The organism is Actinomycetospora sp. CA-101289, assembly GCF_050955895.1.
Lineage (GTDB): Bacteria > Actinomycetota > Actinomycetes > Mycobacteriales > Pseudonocardiaceae > Actinomycetospora.
Window position 1 is genome coordinate 5,522,154 of record NZ_CP192093.1, and the last position, 17,099, is coordinate 5,539,252.

The following is a 17,099-nucleotide window of genomic DNA, read 5'->3' on the forward strand; positions in this document are numbered from 1 at the left end:
GCACGCCGATAGGGAGCGCGTAGCGCAAACTAGCGCTTGCGGGCCTTCGTCTTGCGCGGCGGGGGCAGGGCGCCCTCGGAGCGCAGCTTCGCCGCGTGGGACGCCAGGGCCTCCACGAGCGCGGGCACCTCGGCGACGTCGGGCTTGACGTCGACGCGCAGCCCGAACTCCGCCGCGGTCTCCGCCGTCTTCGGGCCGATGCAGGCCACGATCGTGCGGGCGTGCGGCTTGCCGGCGATGCCGACGAGGTTGCGCACCGTCGACGACGAGGTGAAGCAGACCGCGTCGAACCCGCCGGTCTTGATCGCCTCGCGCACCGGCGCGGGCGGCGGCGCGGCGCGCACCGTGCGGTACGCGGTGATGTCGTCGATCTCCCAGCCGCGCTGCTGCAGGCCCTCGGCGAGGGTCTCGGTGGCGATGTCGGCGCGCGGCAGGAGCACGCGGTCGACGGGGTCGAGGACGTCGTCGTGCGGCGGGAACACCTCGAGCAGGCCCTCGGACGACTGCTCGGTCTCGTCGCCGGGGACGAGCTCGGGGTGCACGCCGAAGGCCCGCACCGTGTCCGCGGTGGCCTCGCCGACGCAGGCGATCTTGACGCCGGAGAACGCGCGGGCGTCGAGCCCGAACTCGGCGAACTTCTCCCACACCGCGCGCACCGCGTTGGCCGAGGTGAACACGACCCACTGGTAGCGCCCGTCGACCAGGCCCTTGACCGCGCGCTCCATCTGGGCCGGCGAGCGCGGGGGCTCGACGGCGATGGTCGGCACCTCCTCGGGCACCGCGCCGTGGACGCGCAGGCGGTCGCTCATCGCGCCGGCCTGGTCCTTGGTGCGGGGCACGAGCACGCGCCAGCCGTAGAGCGCGCGCGACTCCCACCAGGAGAGCGTGGCGCGGTCGGTGACGGCGTCGCCGAGGGTCACGACGAGCGGGCCGTCGAGGTCCGAGGAGTCGACGGCGAGCTTGTCCAGGCTGGTCTCGACCGTGCGCTGGCGCGAGCCCGTGCCACCGGCGGTGACGAGCGCGGGCGTCCCGGGCTTCCAGCCGTTCTCGACGAGGTGCGCCGAGGCGGCCGCGAGGTCGGCGGCGGTGGCCTGCAGGACCAGCGGGCCGGGGGCGACGGCGAGCGCGGCGTAGTCGACGGCGTCGCCGGCGGTGAGGTCGACCGCGGTGTGGGCCGGGCCGAGCGCGACGCCGGCGTAGGTGGGCACCGCGGTGTCGGCCGGCATGCCGGGCACGACGTCGAACGGCACCCCGGCCGCGGCGACGGCGCGGACCTCGGTGACCACGTCGGGGCGCACCAGCGGGTCGCCCACGACCAGGCGCACCACCGAGGCGCCGCTGCGGGCCTCCTCGACCACGGTGCGCGCGAGGGTCTCGGGGTCGGCGGGCGCGGGGCCGGCGCCGGTCGCGGCGGGGTCGTCGGCGGCGAAGCCGGGCGCGACGACGGCGTCGGTGGCCGGGCCACCGGCCGCCGGGTCGTCGCCGGCGTGCCCGACCGGGCGCACCGTCGTCGACGCCGGCAGCAGGCCGAGGACGTCCGCGGGGACGCCGCGGTCGGCCACGACGAGCGTGGCGGCGGCGAGGGCGTCGCGGGCACGCACGGTCAGCAGGCCGGGGTCCCCGGGTCCGCTGCCGACGAAGGCGACCCGGCCGGCGGTCGTCGAGGGTGCTGTCATGTCTTCCGTTCCCATCGTGGTGTTCAGTCCGCGGGCGGGCGCGGGACGTCGTCGGCGACGGTCCCCTTCGGCTCCGCTCCGTCGGCGATCAGCTCGTCGGCCAGCTCGCGGCCGATCCGCTCGGCGTCCTCGGTCTCTCCGGTGGCGGAGGCGCGCACGAGCGCGCCGTCCGCGGTGGTGGCCATCGCGCGCAGCGACAGCCGGTCGACGACGCGACCGTCGTCGTCCAGGTCCTCGACGATCTCCGCGAGCGCGCCGACGGGCGCGTTGCACGGCGAGCCGAGGCCCGCGAGCACGGCGCGCTCGGCGGTGACCGCCGTCGCGACGCCCGCGTCGTGCAACGTCTCGCGCAGGAGCGCCGCGAGCGGCTCGTCCTCCCCGCGGCACTCGCAGGCGAGCGCGCCCTGCGCCGGCGCGGGCAGCACCTGCAGGGGGTCGAGGACCTCGGTGACCTCGCCGACCCGGCCCAGGCGGGCCAGTCCGGCGCGGGCGAGCACGACCCCGTCGAGCTCGCCGCGGGTCACCTTGCCGATGCGGGTGTCGACGTTGCCCCGGATCGGGACGATCTCGAGGCCCAGCCCGAGCGCGCCGATCTGCGCGATCCGCCGGGGCGACCCGGTGCCCAGCACCGCGCCGGGCGGCAGCTCGCCGAGCACCATCCCGTCGCGGGCGACCAGCGCGTCGCGCGGGTCCTCCCGGGCCGGGACGGCGGCGAGCACGAGCCCGGGCACGCCCGCGGTGGGCAGGTCCTTGTAGGAGTGCACGGCGACGTCGATCTCGCCGGCGAGCAGCGCCTCGCGCAGGGCGGTGACGAAGACGCCCACGCCGGTCTGCGCGATCGGGGTGCCCGCGGCCTGGCTGCGGTCGCCCGACGTCGAGATCGTGACGATCTCGACGGTGGCCCCGGCCGCGGTGAGCGCCGAGGCCACGATGTCGGTCTGGGTGCGCGCGAGCAGGCTCGCCCGCGTGCCGATGCGCACGGTGCGCGCGCCGGACCCGGTCAGCGTGCCGTTTCTGCCCGCCACGGCGGTCACCGCCGGCTCCCCGGAGCGCGCGTGTCGACGGAGAGGGCCTGGTCGACCGGCTCGCCGGGGTCGACGCTGGCGGTCTCAGTGGCCGCGAGCACCGCGGGGGTCTGCGGGTCGAGCTCGAAGAGCTCGCGCAGCGCCTCGGCGTAGGTGTCGCCGCCGGGCGACTGGGCCAGGCGCTTGACCTGCACGGTCGGGGTGTGGAGCAGCTTGTCGACGACGCGGCGCACGCTCTGGGCGACCTCGTCGCGGGCCCGCTCGTCGAGGTCGGGCAGGCGCCCGGCGAGGCGCAGCAGCTCGGCGTCCACCACCTCGGCGGCCCGCCGGCGCAGCGCGGTGACCGTCGGCGCGACCTCGGCGGTGCGCTGCGCCGCGAAGTAGGCGCGCACCTCCTCGGCGACGACCGCGCGGGCCTCCTCGACGGCGCGCCCGGCGCTCGCCGAGCCCAGCCGCTCGCCCAGCGCCGCGAGGTCGACGACGGTGACGCCGGCGAGGGTGCCGACGCGGGCGTCGACGTCGCGGGGCAGGCCGAGGTCGCAGACCACGAGCGGGTGCGCCGTGGTGTCGCGCCCGGCGAGGCCCTGGCGCACGTCGTCGAGCCCGACGACGGTGCCGATCGCGCCGGTGCAGGCGACGACCACGTCGGCGGCGGCGATCTCGGCGCCCAGGGCGTCGAGGCCGGCGGCGCGGGCGGTGACGCCCTCGGCGCGCAGGGCGACGGCGAGGCGCTCGGCGTTCTCCTCGGAACGGTTGGCGAGCACGATCTCGCCGATGCCGCCGCGGCGCAGGTGCGCGGCGGTCAGGGCGCCCATCGACCCGGCGCCGACCACCAGCGCGCGGCGGCCGGCGAGGTCGCCCAGCGCCCGCTCGGCGTCGGCGAGGGCCTCGCTGACCACGGAGGCGCCGGCGGCGTCGATGCCGGTCTCGGCGTGGGCCCGCTTGCCGACCCGCAGCGCCTGCTGCGCGAGCTCGTGCAGCACGCGGCCGGCCGAGCCCAGCTCGCGGGCGTCGGCGTAGGCGGCGCGCAGCTGGCCGAGGATCTGGGCCTCGCCCACGACCATCGAGTCCAGGCCGGCGGCCACGGAGAACAGGTGCTCCACCGCGGAGCCTGCGTAGTGGACGTAGAGGTGGTCGGTGAGGTCGGAGACCTCGGCGTGCGCGTGGCGCGCGAGGACGGTGGAGACCTCGGTCAGCCCGCCGTGGAAGGTCTCGACCACCGCGTAGATCTCGACGCGGTTGCAGGTGGAGACCAGCATCGCCTCGGTGACGTGCTCGCCGGTGAGCAGGTCGTCGAGGACCTTGCGGGTGTCGTCGGGGGACACGGTGACGCGCTCGAGCACCGACACCTCGGCGGTGCGGTGCGAGACGCCGACCAGCAGCAGGCTCATCGGGTGACCGCCTCTCGCGGGGTCGTCGCGGTCGTCCCGGGGGAGTCGGGCGCGGCGGGTCCGGCGGCCGGCACCGAGCCGTGCCGGCGGGCCACGTGGAACGAGAGCACCTGCATCTCCACGGCCAGGTCGACCTTGCGCACCTCCACGCCTGCGGGCACCGCCAGGACGGTGGGGGCGAAGTTCAGGATGCTGCGGACGCCCGCGGCCACGAGGTGGTCGCACACCTCCTGGGCGCCCGCGGCGGGCGTGGCCACCACGCCGATGGTCACCCCGCGCTCCGCGCACACCCGGGGGATCGCTGCGGCGTGCTCCACCTCGACCCCGTCGATCACGGTGCCGACCAGGGCGGGGTCGACGTCGAACAGGGCGGCCACGGGGAAGCCGCGCTGGGCGAACCCGCCGTAGCCCGCGAGGGCGTGCCCGAGGTTGCCGACGCCCACCAGCGCCACGGCGTGGGGCCGGGTCAGCCCGAGGGTGGCCTCGACCTCGGCGGTGAGCCGGGAGACGTCGTAGCCGACCCCGCGCACGCCGGAGGAGCCGATGTGCGAGAGGTCCTTGCGCAGCTTCGCCGAGTTGACGCCCGCGGCGGCCGCGAGCTCCTCGCTGGACACGACGCCGCGGCCCTCGTCGAGCAGCGTCGTGAGCACCCGCAGGTAGACGGCCAGCCGGGCGACGGTGGCGGCGGGGACGGGACGGGCGGTGTCGCCGGCGTCACCGGAGCCCGACACGGCCGTCGCGAGCTGGTCGGAGGGCGTCCGGGTCGAGGGCACCGCACGCCGGGTGGGGCGGGTGCCGCGATCGACCGTCACTTCCGGGCGCCTCCTGTCGTGCCTCTCACCCTGCCCGCGCGGCACCGGGGTGGTGGTGTCCCGCGCACCCGGGGGTGCCCGGGACACGGGGGTCGTCCACCGGCGCACGTCCCTGGATCGGGTCCAGACAACGCTAGCGCTCGTGAACGCACGCACAAAATCGCCGCGGACCGCACCGACGTGTGCTCGACCACCCGGGCACCGGAGGTGCGGACCGCGCCGGGGCGTGTCCCGACCGGCGGTGGCCCCCAGTCTGCCAGTCGGCGCGGCGGGGCGCCGTCGGAGAGCACGGACGGAGCAGCACCACGCGGTGCCCGGCCTCCCTGGTGCGCCGTCCGGCCGTCCGGGGCGCTCAGACCGTGAGGGCGTCGACCCCGAGTGCTCCGGCGGTGGGGTCCGTCGGCGCGGTGGGCGGCCGTCCGAGCAGGAAGCCGGCGGTGGCGCCGTGCATCGCCGCGACCGGCGCGGCGCCCGCGGCGAGGGTCACCGCCGCCGGCGTGGTGAGCGTGCCGGTGATCGCGGTGAGGGTGGCCGCGGCCGTCGCGGTGACGTCGGCGGCGAGCCCCAGGAGGTCGACCGGGGCCAGCGCGGCCCCGAGGCGCTGCTGGAGCGCCGGCTCGACGGTGAGCGGGCCGCCGACGACCGCGGGCCGCCCGGCGGCGACGAGCAGCCGGTTCCAGGCCTCGGCGTGGGCGACGTGCTGGCTCGCCGCCCCGGACAGGTACGACGACACCACCGCGGGCACCGCGCCGTAGCGGCCCTGGCCCGCGCCGGCGGCGGCCTGCCCGAGCAGGTCGCCCGCGAGCCCCGACACCGCGGCGCCCAGGGCGAGCAGCGCCGCCTCGCCGCTGTAGGTCGGGGCCGCGGCCGTGGTGGTCGTGGGGGGCGGGGGCGCGCCCGTGGGCGGGCCGGGCGGCGGGGCGGACCCGGGAGCGGCGTCGGCGCACGCCGCCAGGGCGGCCGTGCCCGCGAGGCCCGCCAGCGTCCCGAGCCCGGCGAGGAACCGGCGGCGGGGCAGTGCGCGGCTCATCGCACGGCCCCCTCGTCGGCCGGCGACGCCTTCTCCGTGGGGAACAGGACGTCCGGGAAGCCCACGGTGCCCGCCGCCGGGGGCAGCGCGGCCAGGTCCGGGGGCACGGCGACCAGCTCGGCCCGCCCGGTGGCGAGCAGCGACCCCAGGGTCAGCAGCAGGGCCTTGCGCCGGGCCGAGGCGGCGGCGTGCCCGGCGACGGTGCGCCGCACGTCGGGCACCGAGAGGTCGACGACGTCGCGCACGAGCGTCTGGGCGAGGACGTCCTCGAGGGTCAGGGCGAGGCCGACGACGTCGCCGGGCCCGCGCACGGTGGGCAGCGCCTGCTCGACGACGGGGGCGTACTTCGGGTCGGGCGCGGTCTGCACGCGGCCGCCGGCGGCCCGCGTCGCGGCGGCCAGGTCGGTGCGCGCGCGGCCGAGGGCCTCGACCCCGGAGGCCAGGAGGTCGCGGACGGGGGCGAGGGCGGACGGGCCGCCGCCGAAGGACAGGGCCTGCAGGGACGCGTAGGTGTCGGCGAGGAGCTCCACCAGCGAGGACGCGGTCTGCAGGATCGGCACGTCGGCCGGGGCGGGCGCGGTCACCGCGGCGTCCCCCCGGCGGCCAGCGCGCGGACGAGGTCGTCGGGCTCGAGGCGCCAGGAGCCGACCTCGACGCCGTCCACCAGCGTCACCGGGATGCGGTCGCCGTACTCCGCGCGCCACTCGGGGTCGGCGTCCGGCCCGTCGACGTCGACGACGGCGTGCTCCTCGCCGGCCCGCCCGCAGATCTCGCGCACCACGCCCTCCATCCGGTCGCAGGTCCGGCAGTGCGCGCGGACGAGGACGACGACACGCGGGTCTCCTTCGGGGTCACCCGTCGGGGTCGACGGCCCCGGACGACCGCCCGTCGCACCGCCCACCGACGTCGTCGCCCGTTCGTCGGACCGCTCGTCCGCCACCGGCTCCCCCGCCCCCTCCGACGTCGCGTCCCTGCCCCGTCCGGCGGCAGTCTCCCACGGCCGCGAGACCCGCCGACGGCGTGGTCGACGGCCCCCGAACGGCCGCTCGCCACATCGTCGGTGCAGGTCGGAGAGGGTGGGACCCCCGCCGGCCGCGCCGGTGTCGGGGGTCCTCACGCCGCACGTATGCTCCCCCGACGACGCCTCCCGACAGGGGGCCCGGGCGGGAGTCGATCGAGGGAGAGGGCATGTCCGACGCTGCCGGTCGTCACGACCGTGCCTGCGCGCGGCACGCCGACCGCGCCCTCGGCACGGCCTTTCCCACGGCTCGGCCCTCCCGCGACGCCCGTGCCCTGCCCGCCCCGACACCGCCCGGAGCGCCGTGAGGCGCGCGGCACCGGATCCCGCCGAGGAGCCCGGTCGCGGTCGCTTCGGCGGTCGCGACGGTCGCGGCGGCACCCGCCACGGGGCCACGGGCACGGACACCCCGCCGGAGCCCGTGCTCGACGGGCGCGCGCCCTCGGCCGCCGCGCCCCCGACCGCGCCGCTCTACCCGGCGCAGCGCCGCCGCGAGGACACCTGGCCGCCGACCCCGGCGGACGCGATGCCCGCCGTCGACGCCCACGCGGGCCGTCCCGCGCGGCGCGGCCGGCCGACGCCGCCCCACGGCGTGCCGCAGGCCGGTCCCGACGTCGGCGCCCCCGCGCCGCGCACCGGTTCCGGGCCCCTGCCCCCGACGGCGTCGCCCTTCCCCCCGGGCCCGCCCGGTCCCCCGCTGCCGCCACCCCCCCTCGTCGACCCCGTCGCGGGCGCGCCGACCGAGGCGGTCCCCGTCGTCCCCCCGCTGGGCGAGCAGCACCTCCCCGAGGACGGCTCGGAGACGGTCGCCGAGGACGAGCTCCCCGAGGAGGTCGTCCACGAGCTGCCCGACGACGACGGCTCCACCGCCGAGGGCTGGGCGCTCGTGCGCGCGGCGCAGGGCGGCGACACCGACGCGTTCGGGCAGCTCTTCGACCGCTACCACGACACGGTCTTCCGGTTCGTGCTCTTCCGCCTCGGGGACCGCCCTGCGGCCGAGGACCTCACGCAGGAGACGTTCGTCCGCGCCTTCCGCCGGATCACCTCGGTGAGCTACCAGGGCCGCGACATCGGTGCGTGGTTCGTCACCATCGCCCGCAACCTGGTGCTCGACCACGTCAAGTCCAGCCGCTACCGGCTCGAGAGCTCGCACGCCGAGGTCGCCGACGTCGCGCCGGCCACCCTGCGCCCGGGGCCGGAGAACGAGGTCATCGCCAACACCACCCACGCCGAGCTGCTGAAGTGCGTGGCCAAGCTGGGCGACGACCAGCAGGAGTGCATCGCCCTGCGCTTCCTGCAGGGCCTCTCGGTGGCCGAGACGGCCGAGATCATGGGGCGCAACGAGGGTGCCGTGAAGGCCCTCCAGCACCGGGCGGTGCGGCGTCTCGCTCAACTGTTGCCCGAGGGCCTGCGGTGAGTCACAACGTTGTGGTTCGAACCGCACACCGCATCGACGTAACCGGTCGCCCGTCCGGTCGTTTCCCCCAGCGACGAGCACGGCGCGCACGCACGGTGACGCGCAGACGGTGAGGACGGGCAGCATGTCGAGCGGGCACGACGGGGACGACGAGCTGTTCGCTCGCGTCTGGGAGCAGCGGGACGGCGCAGGTCGTCCGACGCGCCCCGGTCCCGGTGCCGGTGTCGACCCCGAGCTGGCCCGCGTGCTCGGCGTCGCCGACGCCCTGCGCTCGGCCGGCCGCGCCACCCCCGGGCCCGACCCCGACGCCAGCGCCCGCATGCGGGCCGCGGTGCTCGCGGAGATCACCGGCGGCACCCCCGGCGCCACCACCGACACCCCGTCCGAGCCCGCCGCCCCGCGGGAGCGCACCCGCGTGCTGCGCGCCGCCGGCGACACGGCCGCCCACGACTCCGGTCCGGCCGGCGGTCGGGGGGCCGGCCGGGCCGGTGCCGGCAGGCGCCGTCCCGCCGGCCGCGGCAGCAGCCGCCCCGCCGACGCGCGTCCCGCCCGCGCCGCGTCCCGCCGCCCCGCCACGCGGCTGCTCTCGTCCTTCGTCACCGGCGCCTGCGCGGTGCTGCTGCTCGGCGCGCTGACCGTCCTGCTCAGCCGCGGCGCGCTGCCCGGCGAGATGCTCTACGGCATCAAGAGGGCCTCCGAGTCGGCCGAGATCGGCCTGACCAGCGGCCAGGAGGCCAAGGGCCTCAAGCACCTCGACTTCGCGGCGATCCGCCTCGAGGAGGTCTCCGACCTCGTCGAGCGCAGCGCCACCACCGCGGCGGGCGCCGGCCCGGTGGCCGCGGGCCTCGACCCCGACCAGGCCGCCCTGGTGCTCGACAACCTGCGCAGCTTCGACGACCAGGCCCGCACCGGGTCGCGCCTGATCCTCCCGCTCGCCGCCCAGCCCACCGGCCCGTCGCCGGCGGAGCTCGCCCAGTGGGCGCGCTCGCAGTCGGCGCGCCTCGACACGCTGAGCCCCTCGCTGGACGAGGGCGGCCGCACCGCTGCCGCCGGCTCCCAGCAGATGCTCCAGCGGATCACCCAGCGCGCCGCCGTCCTCGACGGCCCCGAGCCCTGCGCCACCGGCAGCGCGTCCGACGACCTCGGCCCGCTGCCCGCCGGCGAGTGCGACGTGCGCTCGGACGAGGCGACCGCGGCTCCGGCGACGCCGAGCGAGACCGCCACGTCGACCACCTCGAGCACCACCACGACGACGACCACGACGTCGACCACCCGGTCGGAGGAGTCGTCGAGCCGCGACCGCGACGAGGACTCGGGCGGCGCGTCGTCGGACTCCCGCGAGGAGCGCACGTCGCAGCCGGACCCGGTCCAGGTGCCGCTGCCGGTGCCGCTGCTGCCCCAGATCGACCTCCCGCCGCTGCTGCCCGGCCTGCCCGGTCTCAGCCTCGGGTGACGTCCCTCGCGGCGCTCGCGGGCGTCGCACCGGCCCCCCTCGTCGGGGGCGCCGACTAGGGTGGGCGGGCACCGATCCGGGGTCCTCCGTCCGCCCCGGCGGCCGGACTCCTGCGGACGGACACGACGGGAGGCCAGGCGGTGGGACGACGGCGCGAGCGCCGGGTGCAGGCGGAGCGCGACGCCGCGCGCCGTGCCGGTGAGGCGTCGGCCGAGGCCGCGCTGAGCGACCCGGCCGTGGCGCCCACCGCCTCCGAGCTGCTCGAGACCGTGCCCGAGAGCGCCGGTCCCACCACCGATCCCGCCACCGATCCCGGCACTGACCCGGCCCCCGGCTCCCCGGACGGCGAGCTGGCCGGCGGGGCCCCCGCGGCGGCCGCCGCCGCGGCGGACGCGCCCGACGTCCACCAGGTGCCGCCGTCGTCGCGGGTGCCGCCGGACCTCACCGCCGCCGCCTTCTTCGACGTCGACAACACGATGATGATGGGCGCGTCGATCTTCCACTTCGCCCGCGGGCTCGCCGCGCGCAACTTCTTCTCCGGCGCCGACATGCGGGGCTTCGTCTGGCAGCAGCTGAAGTTCCGCCTCGGCGGCGAGGGCAACGCGGACGACGTCCGCGCGCACCGCGAGCAGGCGCTCTCGTTCGTCGCGGGGCAGTCGGTGGGCGACCTGGTCCGGCTCGGCGAGGAGATCTACGACGAGCTCATGGCCGACCGCATCTGGGAGGGCACGCGCGCCCTCGCGCAGATGCACCTGGACGCCGGCCAGCGGGTCTGGCTGGTCACCGCCACGCCGCTGGAGCTCGCGCGGATCATCGCCCGGCGCCTCGGGCTCACCGGCGCGCTGGGCACCGTCGCCGAGAGCGAGGACGGCGTCTACACCGGCCGGCTCGTCGGCGAGCTGCTGCACGGGCCGGCCAAGGCGCACGCCGTGCGGGCCCTCGCCGCCCGCGAGGGCCTCGACCTGCGCCGGTGCGCCGCGTACTCCGACTCCGTCAACGACGCGCCCATGCTGTCCGTGGTGGGCACGGCGGTGGCGGTCAACCCCGACTCGGACCTGCGGCAGATGGCGCGCGAGCGCGGCTGGGAGATCCGCGACTTCCGCTCCGGGCGCAGGGCGGCCCGCATCGGCGTGCCGTCGGTGCTCGGCGCCGGCGCCGTGGCCGGCGCCGTGGTGGGCGGGCTGGCCTACCGCCGCCGCCTCGTCGGCTAGCTACCCCAGGAAGGCGTTCCGCCGGCCCGCCAGCAGGCGGTACAGCGTCTGCTGGATGTTCTCCCGCACCTGGTCGGTCAGGTTGAACACCAGCATCGGGTCGTCGGCCGAGCCCTGCTCGTAGCTTTCGGTGGGGATCGGCTCGCCGAACTCGATGTACCACTTCGACGGGAGCGGGACGAGGCCCAGCGGGCCCAGCAGCGGCCAGGTCGGCGTGATCGGGAAGTACGGCACCCCGAGCAGGCGGGCCAGCGGGCCGATGTCGGCGATCTTGGGGTAGGTCTCCTCGGCGCCGACGATCGAGCATGGGATGATCGGCACCCGGGCGCGCAGCGCGGCCGAGACGAAGCCGCCGCGCCCGAAGCGCTGCAGCTTGTACCGGTCGGCGAAGTCCTTGCCGATGCCCTTGAACCCCTCGGGCCAGACGCCCACGAGCTCGCCCGCGCCCAGCAGTGCCTCGGCGTCGGCGTTGCAGGCCAGCGTGTGCCCGGCCTTGCGCGCGGTGGCCCCGACGCCCGGCAGGCCGAAGACGAGGTCGGCGGCGAGCATGCGCAGGTAGCGCGGCACGGCCAGGTCGTCGTGCACCGCGACCGTGGTCATCAGGGCGTCGAGGGGCACCGTGCCCGAGTGGTTGGCCACGATGAGCGCGCCGCCGTGCAGCGGGACGTTCTCGGTGCCGATCGTCTCCACGCGGAACCAGCGCTCGTAGAGCGGGCGCAGCAGCGGGAGGACGACGTGCTCGGTGAGGTCGCGGTCGAAGCCGAAGTCGTCGACCGAGTACCGCCCCGTGATGCGGCGCTGCAGGAACTCGCCGACCTCGGCGACCCGCTCCTCCAGCTCGCTGTGCGTCTCGGGCGCCGGCAGCGTCGCCGGCTCGCCCCCGGGCGCGACGGCGCTCTCGACGGCCTCCACGGCGACGCCCTCGGTCTCGGTGAGCCCGCGGGCGGCCGCGGTGCGCTCGGTCAGCGACCCGACGCCGGGGCGGCTCGCTCGGCGGGGCGCCGGGCGGGGGCGGGTGCGGGGACGCCCACCGTCGGATCGCAACGGGATGACCCGGGCTTCGGGCACGACGTCTCCTCTCCGCGTGGGGCGGTCGCCGGACGGGTCTGCTCTCGTCCGGTCCTGGTCGTCCACTCCGGGGTCAGGCACCGGAGGGCAGGGCTCGAGCCACGGCCAGGGCCGTGTCCTGCACCCGATCCAGCCGGGCCGGGTCGATCACGGGGCGCAGGCCGCGCCCCGCCACGAAGTCATCGAAAGCCTGCACCGTCGTCCAGCGCGGCGTGAAGCCGAACTCGCCGCGCAGCTTGGTGGTGTCCACCACGCGCCCGAAGTTCAGCAGGCGCATCTGCTCGGGCGAGAAGTCGACGAGCCGCGCGCGGCGGGTGAAACGGCCGACCAGCGGCACCGCGGGCTGCGGGATCGGCAGCGGGATGCGGCCGGCGCGGCGGATCGCCTGGGAGAGCATCAGCACCCCGGCCCCGCCGACGTTGAAGACGCCGGGCAGGTCGTGCGCGGCGGCGCGCTCGAGCACGGCCACCGCGTCCTCCTCGTGCAGCAGCTGCACGCGCGCGTCGTAGCCGAGCACCACCGGCACGACCGGCAGCGAGAAGTACCGGACGAACGACGTGTCGATGCGCGGCCCGATGAGGTTGACGAACCGCAGGGTCGTCACCGGGATGTCCGGACGCCGGCGCGAGAAGCTGCGGACGTAGCCCTCGATCTCGACGGCGTCCTTGGCGTACCCGCCGGGCGGGATGGCCTTCGGCTCGGTCTGCTCGGTGAACGTCGCGGGGTCGCGCGAGCTCGCGCCGTAGACGGCCGACGTCGACTTGACCACGAGGCGCCGCACCGTGTCGGAGCGCTGGCACGCCGCGAGCAGCTGCATCGTCCCGATGACGTTCATCTCCATCATCATCGAGCGGCCCCCGGACTGGCCGGGATTGCCCGAGAGCGACGCGTGGACGACCGTGTCGACCTTCGCGGTGGAGATGACCTTGCCGATCAGCGGGTTGCGGATGTCCACCCGCACGAACTCCGCGCGACCCATGCGCCGGCGCATCTCGCGCGACGGCGGCGTCGTGTCGACGCCGAGGACGCGCTCGATGGACGGGTCGGAGGCCAGGCGCGCCGCGAGGTGGCCGCCCAGGAAGCGGCTCACCCCGGTGACGAGGACGACGGACGGCGCCTCGGACATGCCTGGACACTCCTGCGGTCTCAACGCGGACGGGTCGATGCGACCCGCCCGGCCCCCCTGGCCCCCGACGGCTCCCGGTCCGGGAGCCCGGGCCTACTTGCCGAGCTTGCGACGCTGCACGCGGGTCTTGCGCAGCAGCTTACGGTGCTTCTTCTTCGACATGCGCTTGCGACGCTTCTTGATGACCGAACCCACTGGCGGACCTTCCGTGAGAGTTGGGGGGCGACCGCACGGGTCGCGGACACACCACCGTACCGGCCGCCTCCCGGACGGCCGGTGTGCAGGGTGCGCGACCCGGCGGGTCAGCCGGCGTCGAAGTACGAGCCCCGCAGGTACTCGTGGACCGCGTCCTCGGGCACGCGGAAGCTGCGGCCCACGCGGACCGCGGGCAGCTCTCCGTTGTGCACGAGCCGGTACACGGTCATCTTCGACACGCGCATGGCGGCGGCCACCTCGGCGACGGTCAGGAACTGCACCCGCGCCAGGTTGTCGCCTTCGGTGCGCCGGGGTCCGGCGCCTGTCGGGTTGTTCTGGGACATCGGTCTCACTCCCACGCACAGGCCGTGCCGCCGGGCTTCCCCTCCCGACGGTTCGACACGCCGTGCTGTGCGGGTGAGGGTAGCGGGACGCGTGTGACGTCTGGTTCGAATGCACCCGCTCGTGCGGTGGCCGCGCAGGCGAACGCGTCAAGCGTCCACGCCGGAGCGCCAGGCCACGATCCCGTCACGACGAACGGGCGCCGTGGTCCGTCCGGCGCAGGTCAGCCGTACTGGCGCCCGAGGGCGGCGGAGCGGTCCCGCGCGGCGGCGACGGCGCGCGCCAGGGCGGGGCGCAGGCCGTCGGCCTCGAGGGAGGCCAGCGCGGCCGCGGTGGTGCCCCCGGGCGAGGTGACCGCCTCGCGCAGGAGGCCGGGGTGCGGCGCCGCCCCCTCACGTCCGTCGCTGCCCGGGGTGGTCAGCAGCCCGCCCGCGCCGTCCACCGTGGCCGTCACCAACTCCGTCGCGACGGGGCGCGCGAGGCCGAGCGCGACGCCGGCGTCGATCATCGCCTCGGCGAGCAGGAAGACGTAGGCCGGCCCGGAGCCCGAGAGGGCGGTCGCGAGGTCCTGCTGGGCCTCGGGCACGCGCACCGTGCGGCCCACGGCCGCGAGCAGCTCCTCCGCGGCGGCCAGCTCGGTCTCGCCCGCCGCGGACCCCGCGGAGAGCACGCACATCGCCCGGCCCACGAGCATCGGCGTGTTGGGCATGACCCGCACGACCGCGGTGTCCGCGGGCAGGCGCGCCTCGAGCGCGCTGGTGGGGAGTCCCGCGGCGAGGGAGACGACGGTGGGGCGGTCCTCGCGGGGCGCGCGCCCGGCGAGCACGTCGTGCACCGCGTCGAGGGCACCGGGCACGTCGGCGGGCTTGACCGCGATCACCAGCACGTCGGACCGGCGGGCGGCCTCCGGGGCGTCGACGACGCCGACCCCGTGCCGCGCCGTCAGCTCCTCGGCCCGGGCGGCGACGGGCTCCACGACGAGCAGCGTCCCCGCGTCGTGCCCGGCGGCCACCAGCCCGCCCAGCAGCGCCTCGCCGATCTTCCCGCCACCGAGCACCGCGACCGTCGTCATGGCCGCGATCCTGCTAGACGGGGGTGCGCGGCAGGTCGGTGCCCAGGTGCAGGCGGGCGAACAGCAGCGCCTCGGCCAGCATGTCGAGGCGTTCGTTGCGCGAGCGGGCGCGCCGGGTGCTGATCTCGACGACCACGGTGCCCGCGAACCCCGACGCGCCGAGCCGGCGGCAGACCTCGGCGCACGGCTGCGTCCCGCGTCCCGGCACGAGGTGCTCGTCGCGCTCGACGCCGGTCCCGTCGGCGAGGTGCAGGTGCACCAGCCGGTCGCCCATGCGGTCGAGCAGCGCCAGGGCGTCGTCGGCGGCGGTCGCGGTGTGCGAGAGGTCGAGGGTGTACCAGCGCGCCCCGGGCGTCGTCGGGTCGTGGCCGGGCGTGTAGCTCGACCACCGCAGCCGCCCCCGGCGCAGCGGGAACATGTTCTCCAGCGCGATGCGCACGCCGTGGGCGCGCTCGAGCTCGTCGGCCTGGCGGGCGAGCCCGTGGGCGTAGCGGCGCTGCCAGCGGAACGGCGGGTGCAGCACGACGGTCGGCGAGCCCAGGCTCGCGGCGAGGACGGCGCTGCGCCGCAGGCGCTCGACGGGGTCGGGGCTCCACACGCGCTGGGTGATCGCGAGGCAGGGCGCGTGCACGGCGAGGACCGGCATCCCGGTGCGCTCCGAGGCCCGGGCGACGGACGCGAGGCGCTGGCTGTCGGGGTCGGTCCACACCATCAGCTCGACGCCGTCGTAGCCGAGCTCGGCGGCGACCTCGAAGGCCGAGTCCATCGGCTCGGGGAACACCGAGGCGGTCGACATGGCGACGGGGGGTCCCCCGTGCGGGGGGCGCAGCGAGGTCAAGTCAGCGGCTCAGCAGCACGATCACGGCGGGCGACACGGTGACGACGAGGCCCACGACCACCGCGAGCACGGTGGTCTGCAGGTCGTCGGAGCGCCGCAGGGCCCGCACGCCGAACACCAGCCCCGTCGTCGCGCCGGCCGCCAGCACCAGCGCCACGACCGGCTGCTCCTTCCACAGGTAGGAGAAGACGGTCCACAGCACGGCCCCGAGCAGGGCACCGACGACCAGCTGCACGACCATGATCACCCAGTCGCGCGCCGACGCGGCGGGCCGCTCGTCGTCGAGGTCCTCGTCGTACTCGTCGTCGTCCTCGTGGTCGTCGTCGTACGCGGGCTCGTCGCGGTCGTCGAGACGGGTGCGCCGCGGTGCGCGGCCGAGGCCGGCCGGGGCGCTGCGCGGGTCGTCGGGCTCGTCGTCGCGCAGGTCGTCGCGGAGGTCGTCGTCGTAGCCGTCGTCGTAGCCGTCGTCCTCGTCGTCGAGGTCCGGGCGCGCCGTCGGCGAGGCCGCGGTGGCCGGGCCGCCGTGGTCGGTCGGCTCGCCACCGCGCGGCGGCGGCGCACCCGGCGGGCGGGCGGCGGGCGACGCGGACGTCGCCGGGCCGGCGTCGCCGACGCGGGCCGCCGGGACGGCCGCGGTGCCGGCGGGCCGCTGGGTGGTGGGGATGCCCCGCGGGGGGCCTGCCGGGGGACCGGCGGGCGGGCCGGCCGGACGCGCGGGCGGGGCGCCGAAGGCCTGCGTGCCCGTGACGGGCGGGGGCTGCTGGGGCGGGGGTTGCTGGGGCGGGGGCTGCTGCGGCGGGGGCCGGGAGCCGGGCGGCGGGCCCGGGGGCTGGCCGGGACCGGGGCGCGCGCCCGGGGGCGGGCCGGCGGACCAGGGGTCGCGCCGCGGCGGGGGCTCGGGCGCGCCGTAGCCCGGGGACCAGCCGCCCGGTGCGCGGCCGGCGTCGTGCCCGGGCGCCGGGTAGCGACCGGTGTCGTGCCCCGTGTCGTAGCCGGTGTCGTACCCGCCGATGTCGTACCCGCCGGTGTCGTAGCCCCGGCCGCCGGTGTCGTAGCCGGGGTCGTATCCCGTGTCGTGGCCGCCCGTGTCGTAGCCGGTCTCGTACCCGGTGTCGCGGGCCGTGCCGTACGCCGTGTCCTGACCCCGGGCGTCGTAGCCGCCCGTGTCGTACCCGCCGTCGTAGCCAGCTTCGTAGCCAGCTTCGTAGCCGCCCTCGTACCGGTCGTCGTAGCCGGAATCGTGCCCGGTGTCGTAGCCCGTCCCGTACGCGGCGGGCGGGGCCGGCTCGGGCGCCGGGGGCTCGTCGTCGGGCTCGGCGGCGCGACGACGGCGGGGCTGCTGGGACTCCGCGCTGTACGCGGCCAGGAGCTCGGCCACGCTGCGCTGGGTTCCCGGTCGGGGCCCGTCGTCCCTGTTCACGCCAC

Annotated in this window: 17 protein-coding genes; 3 read left to right on the forward strand and 14 right to left on the reverse strand. The window is 77.1% G+C overall.

Annotated features, from left to right (window positions below; translation table 11 throughout):
- Nucleotides 1–29: 29 nt before the first annotated feature.
- The 7 genes from ACQPX6_RS27475 to ACQPX6_RS27505 all read right to left on the reverse strand — a co-directional run bounded on the left by ACQPX6_RS27475 (nucleotide 30) and on the right by ACQPX6_RS27505 (nucleotide 6,874).
- Nucleotides 30–1,676: a uroporphyrinogen-III synthase gene (locus ACQPX6_RS27475; protein WP_433783902.1), complete on the reverse strand. Its 1,647-nt coding sequence runs from the start codon at nucleotides 1,674–1,676 to the stop codon at nucleotides 30–32.
- Between the two features lie 23 nt (nucleotides 1,677–1,699).
- Complete coding sequence (gene hemC, locus ACQPX6_RS27480; RefSeq protein ID WP_433783903.1) at nucleotides 1,700–2,701, reverse strand: hydroxymethylbilane synthase; 1,002 nt, start codon at nucleotides 2,699–2,701, stop codon at nucleotides 1,700–1,702.
- Nucleotides 2,702–2,706: 5 nt separating this feature from the next.
- The gene (locus ACQPX6_RS27485; protein WP_433783905.1) at nucleotides 2,707–4,092 is read right to left on the reverse strand and encodes a glutamyl-tRNA reductase; all 1,386 of its coding nucleotides are present in this window, start codon (nucleotides 4,090–4,092) and stop codon (nucleotides 2,707–2,709) included.
- Nucleotides 4,089–4,904, reverse strand: coding sequence for a redox-sensing transcriptional repressor Rex (locus ACQPX6_RS27490; protein ID WP_433783906.1), 816 nt, complete (start codon nucleotides 4,902–4,904; stop codon nucleotides 4,089–4,091). Before ACQPX6_RS27490 ends, ACQPX6_RS27485 begins: the two co-directional genes overlap by 4 nt.
- 352 nt (nucleotides 4,905–5,256) lie before the next feature.
- Nucleotides 5,257–5,934 carry a hypothetical protein gene (locus ACQPX6_RS27495; RefSeq protein ID WP_433783907.1) on the reverse strand — a complete coding sequence of 226 codons (678 nt, stop codon included), beginning with the start codon at nucleotides 5,932–5,934 and terminating at the stop codon, nucleotides 5,257–5,259.
- Nucleotides 5,931–6,518 carry a hypothetical protein gene (locus ACQPX6_RS27500; RefSeq protein WP_433783908.1) on the reverse strand — a complete coding sequence of 196 codons (588 nt, stop codon included), beginning with the start codon at nucleotides 6,516–6,518 and terminating at the stop codon, nucleotides 5,931–5,933. Before ACQPX6_RS27500 ends, ACQPX6_RS27495 begins: the two co-directional genes overlap by 4 nt.
- Entirely contained in the window at nucleotides 6,515–6,874 is a 360-nt protein-coding gene (locus tag ACQPX6_RS27505; protein ID WP_433783909.1) for a glutaredoxin family protein, read from the reverse strand. The genes ACQPX6_RS27500 and ACQPX6_RS27505 overlap by 4 nt, the downstream gene beginning before the upstream one ends.
- Before the next feature lie 844 nt (nucleotides 6,875–7,718).
- On the opposite strand from ACQPX6_RS27505, the gene ACQPX6_RS27510 reads away from it, so the two are divergent.
- The 3 genes from ACQPX6_RS27510 to ACQPX6_RS27520 all read left to right on the forward strand — a co-directional run bounded on the left by ACQPX6_RS27510 (nucleotide 7,719) and on the right by ACQPX6_RS27520 (nucleotide 11,033).
- On the forward strand, nucleotides 7,719–8,369 hold the full coding sequence (locus ACQPX6_RS27510; RefSeq protein ID WP_433788376.1) for a sigma-70 family RNA polymerase sigma factor: 651 nt from the start codon (nucleotides 7,719–7,721) through the stop codon (nucleotides 8,367–8,369).
- A gap of 124 nt (nucleotides 8,370–8,493) precedes the next feature.
- The gene (locus tag ACQPX6_RS27515; RefSeq protein ID WP_433783910.1) at nucleotides 8,494–9,822 is read left to right on the forward strand and encodes a DUF5667 domain-containing protein; all 1,329 of its coding nucleotides are present in this window, start codon (nucleotides 8,494–8,496) and stop codon (nucleotides 9,820–9,822) included.
- A 350-nt stretch (nucleotides 9,823–10,172) separates the two neighbouring features.
- The gene (locus ACQPX6_RS27520; RefSeq protein ID WP_433788377.1) at nucleotides 10,173–11,033 is read left to right on the forward strand and encodes an HAD family hydrolase; all 861 of its coding nucleotides are present in this window, start codon (nucleotides 10,173–10,175) and stop codon (nucleotides 11,031–11,033) included.
- On the opposite strand, the gene ACQPX6_RS27525 is transcribed toward ACQPX6_RS27520, so the two are convergent.
- The 7 genes from ACQPX6_RS27525 to ACQPX6_RS27555 form a co-directional block, all read right to left on the reverse strand.
- Nucleotides 11,034–12,101, reverse strand: a complete 1,068-nt coding sequence (locus ACQPX6_RS27525; RefSeq protein WP_433783911.1) for a lysophospholipid acyltransferase family protein — start codon at nucleotides 12,099–12,101, stop codon at nucleotides 11,034–11,036. It lies immediately after the preceding gene.
- Between the two features lie 73 nt (nucleotides 12,102–12,174).
- Nucleotides 12,175–13,227, reverse strand: coding sequence for an NAD-dependent epimerase/dehydratase family protein (locus ACQPX6_RS27530; RefSeq protein WP_433783912.1), 1,053 nt, complete (start codon nucleotides 13,225–13,227; stop codon nucleotides 12,175–12,177).
- Nucleotides 13,228–13,320: 93 nt separating this feature from the next.
- A complete protein-coding gene (locus ACQPX6_RS27535; protein WP_010241351.1) occupies nucleotides 13,321–13,422 on the reverse strand; it encodes a 30S ribosomal protein bS22 in 102 nt (33 codons plus the stop codon).
- A gap of 107 nt (nucleotides 13,423–13,529) precedes the next feature.
- Nucleotides 13,530–13,766 carry a helix-turn-helix domain-containing protein gene (locus ACQPX6_RS27540; RefSeq protein WP_433783913.1) on the reverse strand — a complete coding sequence of 79 codons (237 nt, stop codon included), beginning with the start codon at nucleotides 13,764–13,766 and terminating at the stop codon, nucleotides 13,530–13,532.
- A gap of 221 nt (nucleotides 13,767–13,987) precedes the next feature.
- Nucleotides 13,988–14,836, reverse strand: coding sequence for a pyrroline-5-carboxylate reductase (proC, locus tag ACQPX6_RS27545; protein WP_433783914.1), 849 nt, complete (start codon nucleotides 14,834–14,836; stop codon nucleotides 13,988–13,990).
- Nucleotides 14,837–14,849: 13 nt separating this feature from the next.
- On the reverse strand, nucleotides 14,850–15,632 hold the full coding sequence (locus ACQPX6_RS27550) for a sugar phosphate isomerase/epimerase family protein (RefSeq protein WP_433783915.1): 783 nt from the start codon (nucleotides 15,630–15,632) through the stop codon (nucleotides 14,850–14,852).
- Nucleotides 15,633–15,675: 43 nt separating this feature from the next.
- Complete coding sequence (locus ACQPX6_RS27555; RefSeq protein ID WP_433783916.1) at nucleotides 15,676–17,094, reverse strand: hypothetical protein; 1,419 nt, start codon at nucleotides 17,092–17,094, stop codon at nucleotides 15,676–15,678.
- Nucleotides 17,095–17,099: the final 5 nt, after the last annotated feature.